The following is an 18,231-nucleotide window of genomic DNA, read 5'->3' as shown; positions in this document are numbered from 1 at the left end:
CTTCGTCGTGACTGCCCGCGCTCCTACAGGAACGAGTTGATCTCGATCGTCTCGGTGCGGCCGGGGCCGACACCGATCGCCGAGATCGGCGCGCCCGACATCTCCTCCAGCGCCTTCACGTAGTCCTGCGCGTTCTTCGGCAGGTCGGCGAAGGTCTTGGCCTTGGTGATGTCCTCGGACCAGCCCGGCAGGTACTCGTACACCGGCTTCGCGTGGTGGAAGTCGGTCTGCGAGTACGGCAGCTCCTCGACGCGCTTGCCGTCGATCTCGTACGCGACGCAGACCGGGATCTGCTCCCAGCCGGTCAGCACGTCCAGCTTGGTGAGGAAGAAGTCGGTCAGGCCGTTGACCCGGGTCGCGTAGCGGGCGATGACCGCGTCGAACCAGCCGCAGCGGCGGTCGCGGCCCGTGGTCACGCCCCGCTCGCCGCCGATGCGGCGCAGCGCCTCGCCGTCGTCGTCGAACAGCTCCGTCGGGAACGGGCCGGCGCCGACGCGGGTCGTGTACGCCTTGAGGATGCCGATGACGCGGCTGATCTTGGTCGGGCCGACGCCGGCGCCGGTGCAGGCACCGCCCGCCGTCGGGTTGCTCGACGTCACGAACGGGTACGTGCCGTGGTCGACGTCGAGGAGGGTGCCCTGGCCGCCCTCGAAGAGGACGACCTTGCCCTCGTCGATGGCATTGTTCAGGATCAGCGTGGTGTCGGCGACGTACGGCTTGATCTGCTCCGCGTACTGGAGCATCTCCTCCACGATCCGGTCCGCCTCGATCGCGCGGCGGTTGAAGACCTTGGCCAGGAGCTGGTTCTTGTTCTCCAGCGCCGCCTCGACCTTCTGGGCCAGGATCGACTCGTCGTAGAGGTCCTGGACCCGGATGCCGACGCGGTTGATCTTGTCGGCGTACGTCGGGCCGATACCGCGGCCGGTCGTGCCGATCTTGCGCTTACCGAGGAACCGTTCCGTCACCTTGTCGAGCGTGACGTTGTACGGGGTGATCAGATGAGCGTTTCCGCTGATCAGGAGCTTGGACGTATCCACGCCGCGCTCGTTCAGCCCGCTCAGCTCGGAGAGCAGGACCGCCGGGTCGACGACGACTCCGTTGCCGATGACCGGGGTGCACCCCGGCGAGAGGATTCCGGAAGGGAGGAGGTGGAGCGCATACTTCTGGTCGCCGACGACAACCGTGTGGCCGGCATTGTTACCGCCCTGGTAACGCACCACGTAATCCACGGATCCACCGAGGAGGTCGGTGGCCTTTCCCTTGCCTTCGTCACCCCACTGAGCACCGAGCAGCACAAGTGCGGGCACAGGCGTACACCCCTTCCGGGCGGGGCATGTCCATGGTCAGGGGGCCTGAGCCGCCAACCCGGTGCCCCGGAATAGACCAAGCCCCTGGCGCAATAGCGCAAGGGGCTCTTGCACAAAGATGCTACCCGAGGAAGGACCGAGGTGTCGGCTCACGACCAGCTCCTGGTGGTCATCGACCCGGTCGCCCGCCGTTTCGACGGCGAGTCCGTTCGGATCGTGAAGGATGTGTTGTGTGCCGGGTCGGCGGCGAAGATCTGCCTGCCCGACGGGCCCGAGGAATTTTCCCGGGCACTGGCCAGAAGGGGTTCGCGGCGGCTCGTCGTGGTCGGCGACGACCGTGCGCTGCTGCGTGCCGTGGGCTTTCTGCACCGGGCGCGGGAGCTGGCCGACGACGCCCTCTCGCTCGTACCGGTGGGAGCCGCGCCGTCCACGGAACTCGCGCGGGCGCTGGGCGTGCCGACCGGTGCGGTGGCGGCCGCGCGGGCGGTGCTCGACGGTGCCGCGCACCCGCTCGACCTGCTCGTCGACGACAGCGACGGGGTGGTGCTGGGCGAACTGCGCATTCCGGCCACGCCGTCGGCCGCGGGCCCCGGTGCGGCCGCGGCCGGTGGCCCCGCGGGCGTGGCGGGCTCGGTGTGGGACACCTGCCGGTCCCTGGTCCGCACCCTCGTCCGGCCCGCCCCGCCCGTGCCGCCGCTCGCGCGCACGCACCGGCTGCGGGTGGAGGCGGACGGGGTGCTGCTGAGCGATCTGGACGAGCCGGTCGAGGACGTACGGGTACGGACGGCCGAGGGCGCCGCCGAGGTGACCGTGCGCCGCCCGTCCGCCGAGGAGCCCCTGCGCACCCTCGCCAAGGTCGTCACCGTCTCGGGCCCGAGCTTCCGCTACCGCGCGGACGCCGTGATCACGGGCCCGGTCAGACAGCGCACGTGGACGCTGCGGCCGAAGGCGTGGTCGTTGACGCTTCCGGTGGTGGCGCCGCCCGGTTAGTCACGTGGGGGAAGTGCTCGTACGGTCACGAGGGGAAGTGCTCGCTCCGGTGCGCCCGCCAGCGCTCCATCATCTCGACGAGCTCGCCCTGGATGAAGTCGAAGAAGGCGATGGTCTCCGCCAGCCGACGCCCGGCCGGGGTGTCGGCGCCGAGGCCGGCCACGCCCTCGCGCAGGGAGTCCGACCACCGCTTCAGGATCGCGTCACGGTTGGTCAGCGCCTCGTACCACTGGTCGCTGTGCACGCGGTAGCGCTCCCGTCGTGAACCGGGCTCGCGCTCGCGCGACACCATGTGCACCTGGGAGAGGTAGCGCACCGCGCCGGAGACCGCCGCGGGGCTGACCTGGAGCTGTTCCCCCAGCTCGGCGGAGGTCAGCGCGCCGGAGTCGGAGGCGAGCAGCGCGGCGAAGACCCGGGCGGGCATGCGCGTCATCCCGGCTTCGACGAGCTGCGCGGCGAAGCTCTCCACGAACCGCGAGACCGCCTCTTCGTCCCTCGCCTTGTCGGTCATCTGCGTCACCCCTGGATCATCTCCCCTGCTCACGGCCCGTCGCCCAGTTTATACGCTTCCTTAACTTCACAAATTTGTGAAGCTAGCGTACGTTCTGAATCATGACGAAGGCAATCACGGTCGCCGGACTGCACAAGTCGTTCGGGCGTACCCACGCACTGGACGGCCTCGACCTCGCGGTCGAGACCGGTGAGGTCCACGGCTTCCTCGGCCCCAACGGCGCCGGCAAGTCGACCACCATCCGGGTCCTGCTGGGACTGCTGCGTGCCGACTCCGGCGCCGCCCAGCTGCTCGGCAGGGACCCCTGGAAGGACGCGGTCGAGCTGCACCGGCGCGTCGCGTACGTGCCCGGCGACGTGACGCTCTGGCGCAACCTCTCCGGCGGCGAGGTCATCGACCTCTACGGGCGGCTGCGCGGAGGTCTCGACACGACGCGGCGCGGCCGGCTCATCGAGCGGTTCGAACTCGACCCGACCAAGAAGGGGCGTACGTACTCCAAGGGCAACCGGCAGAAGGTCGCCCTCGTCGCCGCCTTCGCCTCCGACGTCGACGTGCTCATCCTCGACGAGCCGACGAGCGGTCTCGACCCGCTGATGGAGGAGGTCTTCCAGAGCTGCGTCGCCGAGGAGCGCGACCGCGGAAGGACGATCCTGCTCTCCAGCCATGTGCTCAGCGAGGTCGAGGCCCTCTGCGACCGGGTCAGCATCATCCGCAAGGGCGTCACCGTGGAGAGCGGCTCGCTCGCCGACCTGCGCCATCTGACCCGTACCAGCGTGAGCGCGGAACTCGTCGGCGCGCCCAACGGACTGGCCCGGCTGCCCGGCGTGCACGACCTCGACATCCAGGGAAAGCGGGTCAGGCTCCAGGTCGACACGGACAAGCTGAACGCCGTGCTGCGCTCGCTCACCGAGTCGGGCGTCAGGTCGCTGACCAGCACGCCGCCCACGCTGGACGAGCTGTTCCTCCGCCACTACCAGGACGACGTACGCGCGGAAGAGGCGATGGCACGATGACCGCCGTAGCGGAGGCCGGCACCTTCGCCGTGCGCGGCGGAGGTTCCCGGCCGCTGGCCGGCACGGGGGCGTTGCTCAGGCTCGCCCTGCGCCGTGACCGGCTCTTGCTCCCCATCTGGGTGCTCGTGGTCGCCCTGATGGTCGTCAGCGGTGTCGGCTCGCTCGAGACGCTGTACGACACCGAGGCCGAGCGGGCGCAGCTCGCCGCGTCGATGGCCGCGAACAGCTCGATGCGCAGCATGTACGGACCGGTCTTCGACCACGACATCGGCGGTCTCGTCGCCTGGCGGTTCGGCACCTTCGCCGCCGTGCTCGCCGCGGTGATGAGCCTGATCATCGTCGTACGGCACACGCGCGAGGAGGAGGAGACGGGCCGTCAGGAACTGCTGTCGTCGGCGATGGTCGGCCGGCGGGCGCCGCTGACCGCGGCGCTGCTGACCGCGGTGATCGCCAACGCCGCGGTGGCGCTGATGGTCACCGCGGGTCTGTCCGGGCTGGGCGCGGGCGGTGCGCTCGCGCTCGGCCTCGCGATCGGCGGGACCGGCGTGCTGTTCGCCACGATGGCGGCGATCGCCGCCCAGCTGAGCGAGAGCGCCCGGCTCGCCAAGGGACTGACGTCCGGGGTCCTCGGTCTGGCCTTCGTCCTGCGGGCTTCCGGGGACGCGGGCACGGCCGACGGGTCGTCCGTGCTGACGTGGCTGTCGCCGATCGGCTGGGCCGAGAACGTACGGGCCTTCGCCGACGAGCGGTGGTGGGTGATCCTGCTGATCGCCGCGGCGGTGGCCGGGCAGTGCGTCGTCGCGTTCACCCTGGCCGGGCGACGCGACGTCGGCATGAGCTTCCTGCCCACCCGACCGGGTCCGGCCGAGGGCCGGATCGCGACGGCCGGCGGCCTCGCCTGGCGGCTCCAGCGCGCCACCCTCCTCGGCTGGGCGGCGGGCTTCCTGCTCGCGGGGATCGTCTTCGGCGGCATGGCGAGCGGTGCGGCCGATCTGGTCGGCGACAACGAACAGGCCAGGGAGATCTTCCAGCGCATGGGCGGGCAGGCGGCACTCACCGACGCCTTCCTGGGCGCGATGACCGGGATGTTCGGGATGATCGCCGCGCTGTACGCGGTCGCGTCGGTCCTGCGCATGCACGGCGAGGAGACGTCCCAGCGCGCCGAGCCGATCCTCGCGAACGCCGTCGGCCGTCTCCCGTGGGCGGCGGGCCACCTCGCCATCGCCTTCGGCGGCGCCGCGCTCGTCATGCTCCTCAGCGGGGCCGGCATGGCGATCGGCCACGGCGGCGAACTCCCCGCGCTCCTGGGCGCCGCTCTGGTCCAGGTACCCGCGGTGTGGACGCTCGCAGCCCTCGCGCTGCTGCTGTACGGAGCCTTCCCCAAGGCGGCCGTGGCGGCGTGGGGAGTGGCGGGGCTGTGCCTGGCACTCGGCTGGATCGGACCCGCGCTGAACCTGCCCCGGTCCGTGCTGGACCTCTCCCCCTTCGGACATCTGCCGAAGCTGCCGGGTCCCGAGATGTCGTGGACGCCGGTGGTGCTGCTGACGGCGCTGGCGGCGGGGCTGGCGGCGGCCGGTCTGGCGGGCCTGCGCCGCCGTGACCTCCAGACCTGACGTCCCGGTCGGACCCGACGATCCGGTCGGACCCGACGTCCCGTTCCCCGGACGCGCGGCGCCTCCACCTGTAGCGGAGTGGGGGCGCCGCGCCCGCGCCGTCCGGGGTTCCGTTCGCCCCGGACCCCGGTCACAGCTCGACGCGCAGCTCCCGTACCCCCCGGATCACGAAACCCGGCCCCCACTGCGGCTCCGACGCCAACCGCATCGACGGAGCCTGACGCAGCAACTCACCGAACACCGCGGCCAGCTCGACCCGCGCCAGCGGCGCGCCCAGGCAGTAGTGGATGCCCGCGCCGAAGGTGATGTGCGGGTTGTCGGGGCGGGCGAGGTCCAGTTCGTCCGGGCGCGCGAAGCGGGCGGGGTCGCGGTTGGCCGAGCCGAAGAGCAGGGCGACTTCGGAGCCGCGCGGGACGACCGTGCCGCCGATCTCGATGTCGTCGAGGACCCAGCGTTCGAAGAGCTGGAGCGGGGTGTCGTACCGCATCAGCTCCTCGACGGCCGTGGGCAGCAGCGCGGGGTCGGCCCGCAGGACGGCCAGCTGCTCAGGATGCCGGAAGAGCGTCCACCAGCCGTTCGCGGTCGTGTTGACGGTCGCCTCGTGCCCGGCGTTCAGCAGCAGCACACACGTGGAGACCATCTCCTGCTCGCTGAGGCGGTCGCCCTCGTCGTACGCGGCGATCAGTGCCGAGATCAGGTCCTGGCCGGGCTCCTTGCGCCGCTCGGCGATCAGCTCCCGCAGATACGCGGAGAATTCGAGCGACGCCCGGACGGCCCGCGCCGCGGTCTCCTCGGACGGGTTCAGCTCGTACATCCCGCAGATGTCCGCCGACCAGGGCCGCAGCGGGTCACGGTCCGCCTCTGGGATGCCGAGCATCTCCGCGATGACGGCGACCGGCAGCGGTTCGGCGACCTCCGCGAGGAGATCGCCCCCGCCGTTGCCGACCAGCTTCCCCACCAGCCCGGCGGCCAGCCGCCGCACGGTCGGCTCCAGCTCCTGCACGGTCCGGGGCGTGAACGCCTTCGTCACCAGCCGCCGGATCCGCGTGTGGTCCGGCGCTTCCAGGTCCAGCAGCCCGTTGTCGTTCAGCGTGTGGAACGGCTCGTGCGCGGCCGGCGGCGGCGTACGCCCGAACTCCTCGTGGCTGAACCGGTGCAGATACGTCCGGCCGAGGCGACGGTCCCGCAGCAGGGCCGACACGTCGGCGTGGTGCGGGACGAGCCACTGCCTCGTCGGCTCGAACCAGTGCACCCGCCCCCGCGCACGCAGGTCCGCGTACGCGGGATACGGGTCCGCGACGAACGCGGGCGACCAGGGAGCGAACACAGGAGCATCCATACGCGGACGCTAGCCGGGCTACCCCGGCGTGACCAGCCTCGCCTCGTACGCGAACACCGCCGCCTGCGTCCGGTCCCGCAGCCCCAGTTTCACCAGGATCCGGCTGACGTGGGTCTTGATCGTGGACTCGGCGACGACGAGATGGGAGGCGATCTCCGCGTTGGACAGGCCCTGGGCGATCAGGACGAGGACCTCCGTCTCGCGTTCGGTCAGATCGCCGATCTGGGCCAGCGCCGGGGGCCGGGGCGCCGCCGAGATGCGGGAGAACTCGGTGATCAGACGGCGGGTGACCGTCGGGGCGAGGAGCGCCTCGCCGGCCGCCACGACCCGGACGCCGTCGGCGAGCTGCCGGGCGGAGGCGTCCTTCAGGAGGAAGCCGGAAGCCCCGGCGCGCAGGGCCTGGTACACGTACTCGTCGAGGTCGAAGGTGGTCAGGACCAGCACCTTCGCGTCCTCGTCGGCCGCGACGATCTCCCGGGTGGCCTCGATGCCGTTCAGCTCGGGCATGCGGATGTCCATGAGGACGACATCGGGGCGCAGGGCGGCGACCTGGGCGACGGCCTCGCGGCCGTTGACCGCCTCGCCGATCACCTCGATGTCGGGCATGGCGTTCAGCAGGACGGAGAAGCCCTCGCGGACCATCGCCTGGTCGTCGACGATCAGCACACGGATGCTCATGCGGTCTCGTCCTTCACGACGGGGAGGAACGCGGCGACCTCGTAGCCGCCGTCCTCGGTCTGCTCGGCCGTCATCTCGCCGTTCAGCATGGTCACCCGCTCCCGCATGCCCGTGATGCCGTGCCCTGCGCCCGGCGAGGGCTTGACCAGCCCGCGCGCGGGTCCGTTGACGATACGGAGCCCCAGCCCGCCGAGGACGTACGAGACCTCGACCTTCGCGGGCGCGCCGGGCGCGTGGCGCAGCGCGTTGCTGAGGGCCTCCTGGACGATGCGGTACGCGGACAGCTCGACGCCCTGCGGCAGTTCACGCACCGCGCCGGTGATCGCGAGGTCGACCTCGAGACCGGCGTCACGGACATTGCCCAGCAGCCCGTCGAGATCGGCGAGCGTCGGCTGCGGCGCGTCCGGCGCCTCGTAGTCCTCGGCCCGTACGACTCCGAGGACCCGGCGCAGTTCGGTCAGCGCCGCGACCGCGTTCTCCCGGATCGTCACGAAGGCCTGCTCCAGCTCGGGCGGCGGGTTCTCCACCCGGTAGGGGGCGGCCTCCGCCTGGATCGCGACGACCGACATGTGGTGGGCGACCACATCGTGCAGCTCACGGGCGATGGTGGTGCGCTCCTCCAGGAGTGTGCGCCGGTCGCGCTCGACCGCGGTGACGCTCTGCTGGACGGCGACCTCCTCACGCGCCTCGCGACGGACCTGGACCATGGCGACCACGAGGAGCACGAACGCCGAGACGACCATCAGCGGACCGGTGCTGCCGGCGCCGTACCCACTGCTCAGCAGCGTCTCGGCGGCAAGTCCGTACGCGCCGGTCAGCAGCCACATCCACATGGCGGTGCGCGGACGGGTGCGCGCCGCGACGAAGGTCAGGACGGCGACGTGCAAGGTGATCGTGGCGCCCGACCAGGGCCAGTCGCCCCACGGGTTGGCAAGGACCCCGAAGAAGAGCGAGGTGGCCAGCGAGGCCCAGAACGCCAGCACCGGACGGACCAGCGTCATCAGCACCACGGCCGCGGGGATCGCGCCGAAGACGATCGACACGAGACCGTTCAGACCGTTCGTCGTGCTGCTCGCGGCCAGCACGATCAGCGCGACGAACGCGACGAACGCGTGCGGGGTCCAGACCGCGTACCTGCGTATCCGCTGCGGCAGCCGGCGGATCACCGGCCCGTCGGCCGGCCTCGGCTGCAGCGGGCGGTAGGCGAAGGCGTCGTGGAAGAGGTCCTGCCGCAGTCCGCCGAGCGCGCCCATGGCCAGGCGGAACTCGGGGGTGCGGCTCTCGGCATCGGTGCGCGGTGAGCGCGGTATGCGCTGCGTGGGCTGCGTGTCGGTCACGTCAGCCAAGGTACGTGCGCGGACGGACGCGGTCGTCACCTGTGATGCGGATCCTTCCGCGTCCGTCGCAGGTACTACACGGGTCCGCCCTGGTCAGACGCGGAACGCGGCCGCGTGCTCCGCCGCCCACCGGGCGAAGGTACGAGCCGGGCGCCCGGTGACCCTCCGCACGGTGCCGGTGACGGTCCTGCCCTCGGGCGGGGTGTTCCCGTAGACCTCGATCAGGAAGTCGATCACGTCCTGCGGCAGACCGCCGGCCCGCCACTTCGCCATGGCCTCGTCCGGCGTGAGCCCGACCAGCCGGATCGCCCTGCCCCGGGCGTCCGCGAGCGTGTCCACCTTGTCCTTAAGGCTCAGCACCTCGGGCCCGGTGATCACGTACGACTGTCCGCCGTGGCCGTCCTCGGTGAGCGCGACCGCGCCGACCGCGCCGATGTCGGCCTCGTGCACCATGGCGCTCAGCCGCTCGGTGAACGGCTCGCCGACCGCGTCCTCGGCCCGGATCGCCCCGGCCCACTCCAGCGCGTTCGCCATGAACTCGACCGGCATCAGCACCGTCCAGGCCAGATCGCTCGCCTCCACCGCGTCCTGGAGCGGCGTGGGACCGCCGCCGTGCAGGACCGTGACGCGCCGCACCCCGGCCGTGCGGGCGAGTTCGACGATCTGCGCTCCGGTCTCCAGCGAGGCCATGTACGGCCCGTCGAAGGTGATGAGGTGCAGTCCGGTGACACCGTCGAGGGCCGGGACGAGGCTCGGCGGATCGGTGAGATCGCCCTGGACGACCTCGACGCCCTCCGGGAGCGCCGTCCTCGCCTTCGCGGGGTCGCGGGTGAGGGCGCGGACCGTGTGGCCGCGGTCGACCAGCTCGGCGACGACCTGGCGGCCGACGGTGCCGGTGGCTCCGGTGACAAGGATCTTCTGGGGGTCCATGGGGTTCGGCATGGCCTCACCGTAGGAAGCCTCGCGGACATCTTCTGTCCGCGAGGCGGAGCTTCCCCTGGCACGGTCCGGCCCGGCCGCCGTCACCCGGCGGGCGCGGTCACCAGGCCGCTGCCGCCAAGCCGAACGCTGTCACCGGGCCGCGCTCACCAGGCCGCGCTCACCAGGCCAGTTGGGCGATCTCCTCCGCCACCACCGCGCACGCGTCCGCCGCCGGATCGATCAGCGGGAAGTGACCGACGTCCTCCAGCAGCGTCAGCCCCACCGTCTCGCCCGCCTTCGCGGCCGCGTCGACGTACGCCTCGGCCACGGCCTGCGGTACGACGGTGTCCTCACGGCCCTGGACGACGGCCGTCGCGATCCCGGTGGGCAGCAGCGCCGCCGGGTCCACGTACCCGGCACGCTTGTCGAACTCGCCCTCACCACCGATGAGCTGGAGCACCGCGCCACCGCACACGTCCAGCTCGACCGCCCGCCCCAGGTCCGCGATCGGGGCGAGCGGGACGACACCGCGCAGCAGCGGTGCCGCCGTCAGCCGCCACGGCGAGCCGGTCGGCAGCACATGCCGGGCCGCCGCCCACAGCGCGAGATGCCCGCCCGCCGAGTGGCCGGTGACGACCGTGCGCCGCGGGTCGGCCTGCGGCAGCGTCGTACGGGCCAGCTCCGGAAGCGCGTCGAGCGCTGCCGCGACGTCGTCGAACGTGTCCGGCCAGCGGCCCGCCACCGGGCCGTCGCCGGCCGCGTCGTCGTCGCGCTGCTGGGGCAGTGAAGGGCCCCTGCGGTACTCCACATTGGCCACGGCGAAACCTCGCCGCGCCAGGAAGTCCGCGAACGGGGTGATGTGCTGCCGGTCGTACGGCGCCCGCCACGCCCCGCCGTGCAGCACCACCACCAGCGGTGCCCGGTCCCGGCCGTCGCGCGGCGCGTAGAAGTCCACGACCTGGTCGGGGTGTTCGCCGTACGCGGCCGAGGCGTCCGGGGCAACGGCCGGATGCGACATGGCCGAGGCCTCCTCGGCGGCGTCGCGAGCGGCGGCGGAGTCCGGCATGCTGCTCCAACCTTTCGGTGAGGGGGCCGAATTGGCCTGACCAGCGGGGACGGTACCAGGCCCCCGGCCCCCTGCTGTCAGCCGATCTGCGGGGCGGGCACCTCGGCGAGGACGTCGGCGAGAGTCCGCGCCGCGCGCTCGGTGTCCGCGAATCCGACGTACAGCGGAGTGAACCCGAATCGCAGCACGTCAGGGCGGCGCAGATCGCCGACGACCCCGCGGGCGATCAGCTCCTCCATCACGGCCGGGGCGTCCGGGCAGGACAGCGCGACCTGGCTCCCGCGCTCGGCGTGCGCGACCGGGGTGAGCGAGGTGACCCTGCCCTTCGGCACGTACGCCTCGACGCACTCCAGGAAGAAGTCCGTGAGGGCGAGGCTCTTGGCCCGTACCGCCTCCACCGTGACCCCGTCCCACACGTCGAGGGCCGCCTCCAGCGCGAGCATCGACAGGATGTCCGGCGTGCCGACCCTGCCGCGCACCGCTCCGTCAGCCGCCGCGAATCCCGCTGCCATCGCGAACGGGTCGGCGTGCGAGTTCCAGCCGGGCAGCGGCGAGTCGAACCGGTCCTGGTGGCGCTCGGCGACGTACAGGTACGCCGGCGAACCCGGGCCTCCGTTGAGGTACTTGTACGTGCAGCCCACCGCGAGGTCCACGCCGTGCTCGTCGAGGCCGACGGGCAGCGCGCCCGCGCTGTGGCACAGGTCCCACACGGCCAGGGCGCCCGCCTCGTGGACGGCCGCGGTGAGCGCCGGCAGGTCGTGCAGCCGGCCGGTGCGGTAGTCGACGTGGTTGAGGAGCACGACGGCGGTACGGGGCCCGAGCGCGGCGGGCAGCTCCGCCGGGGTGACGGGCACGAGGCGGCGGCCGGTCAGCCGGGCCGCGGACTGAGCGATGTACCCGTCCGTGGGGAACGTCGTCGCGTCGACGAGGATCTCGTCCCGGTCGTCCGGGGCCATCCGTACCGCCGCGACGACCGCCTTGAAGACGTTGACGCTGGTCGAGTCGCCGACCACGACCTGGCCGGGCGCCGCGCCGACGAGCGGGGCGATCCGCTCACCGATCCGCTCGGGCGCCGTCCACCAGCCGCTCTCGTCCCAGGAGCGGATGCGCAGCTCGCCCCATTCACGGGTGACGACATCGGCCAGCCGGTCCGGGACGTGGCGCGGCAGCGCGCCGAGCGAGTTCCCGTCGAGGTACACCACGGAGCCTTCGAGCGCGAACAGTTCGCGTCGCTCGGCCAGTTCGTCCGCGGCGTCCAGCGCCGCCGCCGTGTCGGCGAGTGTGGTATCAGACATGGCTGCGCGCCGTCCACAGCTCGGGGAAGACGTTCTTCGTCGCCCGCTTCTCCAGCCAGGCGACGCCCGCGGAGCCACCGGTGCCGGTCTTGGAGCCCATGGCCCGCCGGGTCGCGACGAGGTGATCGTTGCGCCAGCGCCACACCAGCTCGCCGACGTCGGTGAGCGCCTCGCCGAGCCGTACCAGCTCGGCATGCTGGTCGTCGTCCCGGTACACGGCGGCCCACACCTGCTCGATCTCGGGCGACGGCTCGTAGCGCTGCGACAGATCGCGGTCGAGGACGGACTGCGGCACGGGCAGCCCGCGCCGGGCCAGCAGCCGCAGCACCTCGTCGTAGAGGCTCGGCTCGTGCAGGGCCTTCTCCAGCTCGGCGTGGACGCGCGGGGCGCCGCGGTGCGGCACCAGCATCGACGCCGACTTCTCGCCGAGCAGGAACTCCATCCGCCGGTACATCGCCGACTGGAAGCCGGAGCCCTCACCGAGGGCGCTGCGGTACGAGTTGAACTGCATGGGCGTGAGCTGTGCGAGCGGCCGCCACGAGGCGTTGAGCGCGTCCAGCTCCCGTACGGAGCGCTTGAGCGCGTCCAGCGCGACGGGCACTTCGTCGCGGCGCAGGGCGCGGGAGGCGGTCTCCCACTCGTGGACGATGACGGTGAACCACAGCTCCATCACCTGGGTGGTGACCAGGAACACCATCTCGCCGGGATCGTCGGAGAGGGGGTGCTGGAGGTGGGTGAGCACGTCGGCCTGGACGTAGTCCTCGTACGGGGTCGTGCCCGCGAAGTCGAGGTTCGGGGTGACCGAACCGGCTCCGGAGGCATCGGGATACTGCGACATTCGCTGTCTCCTGACACAGGTGTCCGGGTAGCGGTCCGCCCCTTTCCGTTGGTGGTGTCGGAGCTCCGGTCCCCTGCGCGCATCATAAACACGGGTCCCGCCGGTGACGCGAGGGGCGGATGCCCGGGAAGGACATCCGCCCCCGAGGGCCGGTGCGGCCGGGGCCGGGGATCAGCCGAGGGTGTCCGCCGCCGTCTGGGACGAGTCCCGCAGGAACGTCGTGCAGCGCTCGTACTCGTCCTGCTCGCCGATCGCCCGGGCGGCACGGGCGAGCGCGTGCAGGGCACGCAGGAAGCCACGATTGGGCTCGTGCTCCCACGGCACCGGGCCGTGACCCTTCCAGCCGCTGCGGCGCAGCGCGTCGAGGCCCCGGTGGTAGCCCGTACGCGCGTACGCGTACGACTCGACGACCCGGCCGCCCGCGAACGCGTCGTCGGCGAGCTGGGCCCAGGCCAGCGAGGAGGTCGGGTACTTCGCGGCGACGTCGGCGGGCGCCGTGCCGTTCGCGAGCATCTCCCGCGGCTCGGGGACGTCGGGCAGATGAGTGGGGGGCGGTCCCCCCAGCAGGTTTTCGTGGATGACCATGGGTTCCAGTGTCACAGGTCGGCGCGGGATCCGTGGAACCTGCGGCCGGCGACGACATCATCCGGATCTTCAACCGGATCGACCGCCCGTAGGCTCCTGCCCGGTCGTCCCCGTCGTCCTCCTCTGTGGTTCCAGCGGCGGTGCGCCGACACTGCAGTGGAGCTTGCACTTGGCGCGGGAGTACTTCTCCGGCGTACGCACCGTCGCGAAGGCCAGCACCGCCCCCACCACGAGCACCCCGGCGCACAGGGGCATCGCCCGCCGGAACGTCGCCGCGAACTCCTCCGGTATCCGGTACGCCTCCGGTCCCATCCCGGTCAGCAGCGGCAGCGCGGCCACCGCGAGCAGGCCCGCCGCGCGGGCCGCCGCGTTGTTGATGCCACTGGCCAGCCCCGCCCGCGAGCTCTCGACGGACGCCAGGACGGTCGCGGTCAGCGGCGCCACCACGGTCACCATGCCGAGGCCCATCACCACCAGCGCCGGCAGCACGTGCGTGACGTACGCGGCGCCCGCTTCGGCCCGCAGCATCAGCAGCATCCCGGCGGCGCACAGCAGCGGGCCCACGGTGAGCGGGATACGCGGGCCGATCCGCTGGCCGAGCTCGCCGGAGCGCGCGGAGAACAGCAGCATCAGCACCGTGGTGGGCAGCAGCGCGACGCCGGCCTCCAGGGCCGAGTAGCCGAGGACGACCTGGAGTTGCAGCGCGGCGAGGAAGAAGAACCCGCCGAACGCGGCGTACACGCACATGGTCACCAGATTGACCGACGTGAACAGCCGGGAGTGGAAGACCGACAACGGGAGCATGGGATCCGGCCGGTGCCGCTCGACCCACACGAACAGCACGCCCACGACGACGCCCGCGATCCCGGTCCACCACGTCGTTTCGATCAGCGCGTACGTCACCAGCGCGAGGCTCAGGGCCCCGAGCGCCGCGCCCAGCACGTCGAACCGGCCGTGCGCCGCCGGGTCCCGCGACTCGGGGACGTGGCGCAGCGCCACGGGCACGCACAGCGCGGCCAGCGGCACGTTCAGCAGGAACACCCAGCGCCAGCCGGGCCCGTCGACCAGCCACCCGCCGACGAACGGCCCGATCGCCGCGCCGACGCCACCGAACCCGGACCACAGGCCCACGGCCTTCGCCCTGTCGTCCGGGTGGAAACTCGCCTCGATGAGCGCGAGCGACCCGGGGGTGAGCAGCGCGCCGCCGACGCCCTGGAGGGCCCGGGCGATGATCAACGCCAGGTCGTTGGGTGCCAGCCCGCACGCGAGCGACGCCAGCGCGAACCACACCACCCCGATCACGAACACTCTTCGCCGCCCGTACCGGTCCCCGAGCGCCCCGCCGAGCAGGATCAGCCCGGCGAGGGTCAGCGTGTAGGCGTTGACGATCCACTGGAGGTCGGCGAGGTCCGCGTCGAGGTCGTCGCCGATGTGGGGCAGGGCGACATTGACGACGGTCGAGTCGAGCAGGGCCATGCTGGACCCGAGGACGGTCGTCAGGACCACCCAGCGCCCGGTGGCCGACGCGAGCCTGATGTCCATAGGGCGATCATCGCGTCCCCTCGTCCCTCTGGCGACCCGGCCGGGTACGGAGCCACCGCCCCCGGCCCGGCGCCGTCAGGTCAGGCGGTCGGACGGCCGGTCACGCGGTCAGGCGGTCGGCCGGTCAGGCGGTCACGCGGTCACGCCCTCAGGCGGGTCAGGGCGCGGACGAGAGCGTCGGCGCCGGCCTCCGCCTTGCTCCGCGGGCAGCCCAGATTCACGCGGACGAAGCCCTCCGCCCCGTAGACCCCGCCCCGCATGATCGCGACCCGCTCCCGCTCCACCAGCTCCCGCTGGAGCGCCTCATCGTCCACGCCGAGCGCGCGGAGGTCGATCCACGCCAGGTATCCGGCCTGTGGCGGCTCCCAGCGCAGCTCGGGGAACGCGGACCGCAGCCGGTCCGCGAGCATCGTCATGTTCCCGGCGACATAGCTTCGCGCCGCGTCCAGCCACTGGGCCCCCTCCCGGTACGCGGCGATGTGCGCGGTCAGGGAGAGCACCGCCGGGGAGGCGAGGCCCTCCCCCGTCTCCATCCGGCGGACGAACGTCGCGCGCTCCTCCGGATCGCCGATGATCCCGTACGAGCCGTTCAGCCCGGGGAAGTTGAACGCCTTCGACGCGGACGTGATCAGCGCCCAGCGCCCCGGCCCACGCCCCCGGTCCGTCACGAACCGCGTCCACGGCAGATGCCGGTGCCCGTCGTGTGCGAAGTCCGCGTGGATCTCGTCGGCGATCACGGCGACGCCGTGCGTCCGCGCCATCCGGGCCATCTCGCCCAGCGCCGTCTCCGTCCACACCCGCCCGGTCGGGTTGTGCGGCGAGCACAGGAGCAGCACCTTCGCGTCCGGCCGGGCGAGCTCCCGCTCCAGCCCGGCCGCGTCCCTCATCGGCACTCCTCGAAGCTCCCGCCCGAGCCCGGTCACCGCCTTGCGGAAGCCGTCGTACGTGGGCGTGTGGACGACCACCCCGTCCCCCGGCTCCGTCCACATCTGCAGCAGCTGCGACAGCAGGCTCAGCACGGACGGCGCGTACACGATCCACTCCGGATCGAGCGCGGTGTCGTGCCGCCCCGCGTACCACCCGCGTATCGCCTCACGGAACTCGCCGAGCCGCCAGTCGGTGTACCCGAACACCCCGTGCGCAACGCGCTCACGCAGGGCGTCCAGCACCTGCGGCGGGCAGGGGAAGTCCATGTCGGAGATGGTGAACGGCAGCAGTCCGGGCACGCCGAAGCGGTCGGCGACACCGTCCCACTGCACGCTCGCGGTGCCGCGCCGGTCGACGGGGGTGTCGAAGTCGTACGTCGTCATCCTCGGGGTCCCCTTCGGGCAGGACGGCAGGACGAAGGCCCGGCACCGAGTCGGTGCCGGGCCTCTGCCTGCCTGAGCTTTGTGGCCGGCTCAGCGGGGTGGCCGCTGAGCCAGGTGACTGCTGAGGCGTGTGCCTGCTGAGCCGTGTGCCTGCGTGGGCTTCGTGCTTACTTCAGCTTCGTACCGGTCGAGCGCAGCGCCGCGCACGCCTCGGTCACGCGCTTGGCCATGCCGGCCTCGGCCGCCTTGCCCCAGGTGCGCGGGTCGTACGTCTTCTTGGAGCCGACCTCGCCGTCGACCTTCAGCACACCGTCGTAGTTCTTGAACATGTGGTCCGCGACGGGGCGGGTGAAGGCGTACTGGGTGTCGGTGTCGAGGTTCATCTTCACGACGCCGTTCTCCAGCGCGGTGGCGATCTCCTCGGCCGTGGAGCCGGAGCCACCGTGGAAGACGAAGTCGAACGGGTCGGCCTTGCCGAACTTGGCGGCGACACCGGCCTGGAGGTCCTTGAGCAGCTCCGGACGGAGCACGACGTTGCCCGGCTTGTAGACGCCGTGGACGTTGCCGAAGGACGCGGCCAGCAGGTAGCGGCCCTTCTCGCCCAGGCCGAGCGCCTCGGCGGTGCGGATGGCGTCCTCGACGGTGGTGTACAGCTCGTCGTTGATCTCGTGGGTGACGCCGTCCTCTTCACCGCCGGTCGGGGTGATCTCGACCTCAAGGATGATCTTGGCTGCGGCGGCCTGGGCCAGCAGCTCCTGGCCGATGGCCAGGTTGTCGGCGAGGGTCTCGGCGGAGCCGTCCCACATGTGCGACTGGAAGAGCGGGTTCTGGCCGTTCGCGACGCGCTCGGCGGAGATCGCGAGCAGCGGGCGGACATAGCCGTCCAGCTTGTCCTTGGGGCAGTGGTCCGTGTGCAGGGCGACGGTGACGTCGTACTTCGCGGCGACGATGTGCGCGAACTCGGCGAGCGCGACCGCGCCGGTCACCATGTCCTTGCTGTACTGGCCGCCCAGGAACTCCGCACCACCCGTGGAGATCTGGATGATGCCGTCGCTCTCGGCCTCCGCGAAGCCGCGCAGCGCAGCGTGCAGGGTCTGGGACGAGGTGACGTTGATGGCCGGGTAGGCGAACTTGCCAGCCTTCGCCCGGTCGAGCATCTCGGCGTAGACCTCGGGGGTTGCGATGGGCATCTGTCCGCTCCTTGTGATGTGCGGTTTGCGTGCTTGGCCCTGACCTGGGGGCGACGTCATCGTCGCACCTATCTTTCCAGACGCCCATGCGGGCTCCCGGTCCAAGGGCGGGACGTTTCACGTGAAACTCCCGCCCTGCCGCGAAACCGCAGGTCAGGCCAGACCGAGGTCGTCGAGCGAGTACGCGTTGACGTACGGGAGGCCCGCCTCGGCGATCTTGGGGGCGGCGCCCCGCTCCACGATCACGGCGACCGCGACGACCTCGCCACCGGCCTCCCGTACCGCCTCGACGGCGGTCAGCGGGGAGCCACCGGTGGTGGAGACGTCCTCGACGACCAGGCAGCGCCGGCCCTTCACGTCCGTGCCCTCGATGCGGCGCTGCATCCCGTGCGCCTTGCCCGCCTTGCGGACGACGTACGCGTCGAGACGCTGCCCGCGAGCCGCTGCCGCGTGCAGCATCGAGGTGGCGACCGGGTCGGCGCCGAGCGTCAGACCGCCCACGCAGTCGTAGTCCAGCTCCGCGGTGGCGTCGAGCATCACCTGTCCGACCATCGGTGCCGCCTGGCCGTCCAGCGTGATCCGGCGCAGGTCGATGTACCAGTCGGCCTCGATCCCCGAGGAGAGGGTCACCTTGCCGTGCACCACGGCCTTGTCCTTGATCTGCTGGAGCAGCTCAGCGCGTACGTCAGTCATGGC

Annotated in this window: 17 protein-coding genes; 3 read left to right on the top strand and 14 right to left on the bottom strand. The window is 71.9% G+C overall.

All coding sequences use genetic code 11. The features are described 5' to 3' along the window. Positions 1 to 23: 23 nt before the first annotated feature. The gene (locus tag OG766_RS19245; protein WP_266381060.1) at positions 24 to 1,307 is read right to left on the bottom strand and encodes an adenylosuccinate synthase; all 1,284 of its coding nucleotides are present in this window, start codon (positions 1,305 to 1,307) and stop codon (positions 24 to 26) included. Positions 1,308 to 1,448: 141 nt separating this feature from the next. Here OG766_RS19245 and OG766_RS19240 point away from each other — a divergent pair, with 141 nt between their 5' ends. Next, positions 1,449 to 2,297, top strand: coding sequence for a diacylglycerol kinase (locus OG766_RS19240; protein WP_328725858.1), 849 nt, complete (start codon positions 1,449 to 1,451; stop codon positions 2,295 to 2,297). Positions 2,298 to 2,322: 25 nt separating this feature from the next. On the opposite strand, the gene OG766_RS19235 is transcribed toward OG766_RS19240, so the two are convergent. After that, entirely contained in the window at positions 2,323 to 2,808 is a 486-nt protein-coding gene (locus OG766_RS19235) for a GbsR/MarR family transcriptional regulator (protein ID WP_266384285.1), read from the bottom strand. A gap of 101 nt (positions 2,809 to 2,909) precedes the next feature. On the opposite strand from OG766_RS19235, the gene OG766_RS19230 reads away from it, so the two are divergent. Together OG766_RS19230 and OG766_RS19225 are read left to right on the top strand one after the other, a co-directional pair. Next, positions 2,910 to 3,821, top strand: a complete 912-nt coding sequence (locus tag OG766_RS19230) for an ABC transporter ATP-binding protein (RefSeq protein WP_266381056.1) — start codon at positions 2,910 to 2,912, stop codon at positions 3,819 to 3,821. Then, a complete protein-coding gene (locus tag OG766_RS19225) occupies positions 3,818 to 5,434 on the top strand; it encodes an ABC transporter permease (protein WP_328725857.1) in 1,617 nt (538 codons plus the stop codon). The genes OG766_RS19230 and OG766_RS19225 overlap by 4 nt, the downstream gene beginning before the upstream one ends. A 130-nt stretch (positions 5,435 to 5,564) precedes the next feature. On the opposite strand, the gene OG766_RS19220 is transcribed toward OG766_RS19225, so the two are convergent. From OG766_RS19220 to pyrE, 12 genes are all read right to left on the bottom strand, one after another. Continuing rightward, positions 5,565 to 6,773, bottom strand: coding sequence for a cytochrome P450 (locus OG766_RS19220; RefSeq protein ID WP_328725856.1), 1,209 nt, complete (start codon positions 6,771 to 6,773; stop codon positions 5,565 to 5,567). 18 nt (positions 6,774 to 6,791) lie between these two features. Beyond that, the gene (locus OG766_RS19215) at positions 6,792 to 7,451 is read right to left on the bottom strand and encodes a response regulator (protein WP_266381050.1); all 660 of its coding nucleotides are present in this window, start codon (positions 7,449 to 7,451) and stop codon (positions 6,792 to 6,794) included. Further along, a complete protein-coding gene (locus OG766_RS19210; protein ID WP_443045609.1) occupies positions 7,448 to 8,797 on the bottom strand; it encodes a sensor histidine kinase in 1,350 nt (449 codons plus the stop codon). The genes OG766_RS19215 and OG766_RS19210 overlap by 4 nt, the downstream gene beginning before the upstream one ends. A gap of 84 nt (positions 8,798 to 8,881) precedes the next feature. Then, the gene (locus OG766_RS19205) at positions 8,882 to 9,730 is read right to left on the bottom strand and encodes an NmrA family NAD(P)-binding protein (RefSeq protein ID WP_328725855.1); all 849 of its coding nucleotides are present in this window, start codon (positions 9,728 to 9,730) and stop codon (positions 8,882 to 8,884) included. A gap of 157 nt (positions 9,731 to 9,887) precedes the next feature. After that, positions 9,888 to 10,775: an alpha/beta hydrolase gene (locus OG766_RS19200; RefSeq protein ID WP_328725854.1), complete on the bottom strand. Its 888-nt coding sequence runs from the start codon at positions 10,773 to 10,775 to the stop codon at positions 9,888 to 9,890. A 77-nt stretch (positions 10,776 to 10,852) separates the two neighbouring features. Beyond that, positions 10,853 to 12,070: a kynureninase gene (gene kynU / locus OG766_RS19195; RefSeq protein ID WP_266381041.1), complete on the bottom strand. Its 1,218-nt coding sequence runs from the start codon at positions 12,068 to 12,070 to the stop codon at positions 10,853 to 10,855. After that, positions 12,063 to 12,908 (bottom strand): tryptophan 2,3-dioxygenase, encoded by an 846-nt coding sequence (kynA, locus tag OG766_RS19190; RefSeq protein WP_266381038.1) that lies wholly within the window; start codon positions 12,906 to 12,908, stop codon positions 12,063 to 12,065. Before kynA ends, kynU begins: the two co-directional genes overlap by 8 nt. Positions 12,909 to 13,079: 171 nt before the next feature. Continuing rightward, the gene (locus OG766_RS19185) at positions 13,080 to 13,493 is read right to left on the bottom strand and encodes a DUF3151 domain-containing protein (protein WP_266381035.1); all 414 of its coding nucleotides are present in this window, start codon (positions 13,491 to 13,493) and stop codon (positions 13,080 to 13,082) included. Between the two features lie 69 nt (positions 13,494 to 13,562). Further along, a complete protein-coding gene (locus OG766_RS19180) occupies positions 13,563 to 15,035 on the bottom strand; it encodes an MFS transporter (protein ID WP_266381032.1) in 1,473 nt (490 codons plus the stop codon). A gap of 140 nt (positions 15,036 to 15,175) precedes the next feature. Then, positions 15,176 to 16,345 (bottom strand): MalY/PatB family protein, encoded by a 1,170-nt coding sequence (locus OG766_RS19175; protein ID WP_266381029.1) that lies wholly within the window; start codon positions 16,343 to 16,345, stop codon positions 15,176 to 15,178. 167 nt (positions 16,346 to 16,512) lie between these two features. Continuing rightward, positions 16,513 to 17,535, bottom strand: coding sequence for a class II fructose-bisphosphate aldolase (gene fbaA / locus OG766_RS19170; RefSeq protein WP_266381026.1), 1,023 nt, complete (start codon positions 17,533 to 17,535; stop codon positions 16,513 to 16,515). 153 nt (positions 17,536 to 17,688) lie between these two features. Further along, positions 17,689 to 18,228: an orotate phosphoribosyltransferase gene (pyrE, locus tag OG766_RS19165; RefSeq protein WP_266381023.1), complete on the bottom strand. Its 540-nt coding sequence runs from the start codon at positions 18,226 to 18,228 to the stop codon at positions 17,689 to 17,691. Positions 18,229 to 18,231 lie beyond the last annotated feature (3 nt).

The sequence above is a fragment of the Streptomyces sp. NBC_00259 genome, assembly GCF_036181745.1.
GTDB lineage: Bacteria > Actinomycetota > Actinomycetes > Streptomycetales > Streptomycetaceae > Streptomyces > Streptomyces pratisoli.
Note: the sequence above shows the minus strand (reverse complement) of the source record. Positions and strands in the feature narration are given on the sequence as shown.

What these genes read in the sequence shown, in the direction of transcription:
- OG766_RS19185 (WP_266381035.1), bottom strand. Translation starts at nt 13,493, where the DNA reads ATGGTCATCCACGAAAACCTGCTGGGGGGACCGCCCCCCACTCATCTG.
- OG766_RS19175 (WP_266381029.1), bottom strand. Translation starts at nt 16,345, where the DNA reads ATGACGACGTACGACTTCGACACCCCCGTCGACCGGCGCGGCACCGCG.
- pyrE (WP_266381023.1), bottom strand. Translation starts at nt 18,228, where the DNA reads ATGACTGACGTACGCGCTGAGCTGCTCCAGCAGATCAAGGACAAGGCC.
- OG766_RS19205 (WP_328725855.1), bottom strand. Translation starts at nt 9,730, where the DNA reads ATGCCGAACCCCATGGACCCCCAGAAGATCCTTGTCACCGGAGCCACC.
- OG766_RS19235 (WP_266384285.1), bottom strand. Translation starts at nt 2,808, where the DNA reads ATGACCGACAAGGCGAGGGACGAAGAGGCGGTCTCGCGGTTCGTGGAG.
- OG766_RS19215 (WP_266381050.1), bottom strand. Translation starts at nt 7,451, where the DNA reads ATGAGCATCCGTGTGCTGATCGTCGACGACCAGGCGATGGTCCGCGAG.
- OG766_RS19225 (WP_328725857.1), top strand. Translation starts at nt 3,818, where the DNA reads ATGACCGCCGTAGCGGAGGCCGGCACCTTCGCCGTGCGCGGCGGAGGT.
- kynA (WP_266381038.1), bottom strand. Translation starts at nt 12,908, where the DNA reads ATGTCGCAGTATCCCGATGCCTCCGGAGCCGGTTCGGTCACCCCGAAC.
- OG766_RS19230 (WP_266381056.1), top strand. Translation starts at nt 2,910, where the DNA reads ATGACGAAGGCAATCACGGTCGCCGGACTGCACAAGTCGTTCGGGCGT.
- fbaA (WP_266381026.1), bottom strand. Translation starts at nt 17,535, where the DNA reads ATGCCCATCGCAACCCCCGAGGTCTACGCCGAGATGCTCGACCGGGCG.
- OG766_RS19180 (WP_266381032.1), bottom strand. Translation starts at nt 15,035, where the DNA reads ATGGACATCAGGCTCGCGTCGGCCACCGGGCGCTGGGTGGTCCTGACG.
- OG766_RS19200 (WP_328725854.1), bottom strand. Translation starts at nt 10,775, where the DNA reads ATGCCGGACTCCGCCGCCGCTCGCGACGCCGCCGAGGAGGCCTCGGCC.
- kynU (WP_266381041.1), bottom strand. Translation starts at nt 12,070, where the DNA reads ATGTCTGATACCACACTCGCCGACACGGCGGCGGCGCTGGACGCCGCG.
- OG766_RS19220 (WP_328725856.1), bottom strand. Translation starts at nt 6,773, where the DNA reads ATGGATGCTCCTGTGTTCGCTCCCTGGTCGCCCGCGTTCGTCGCGGAC.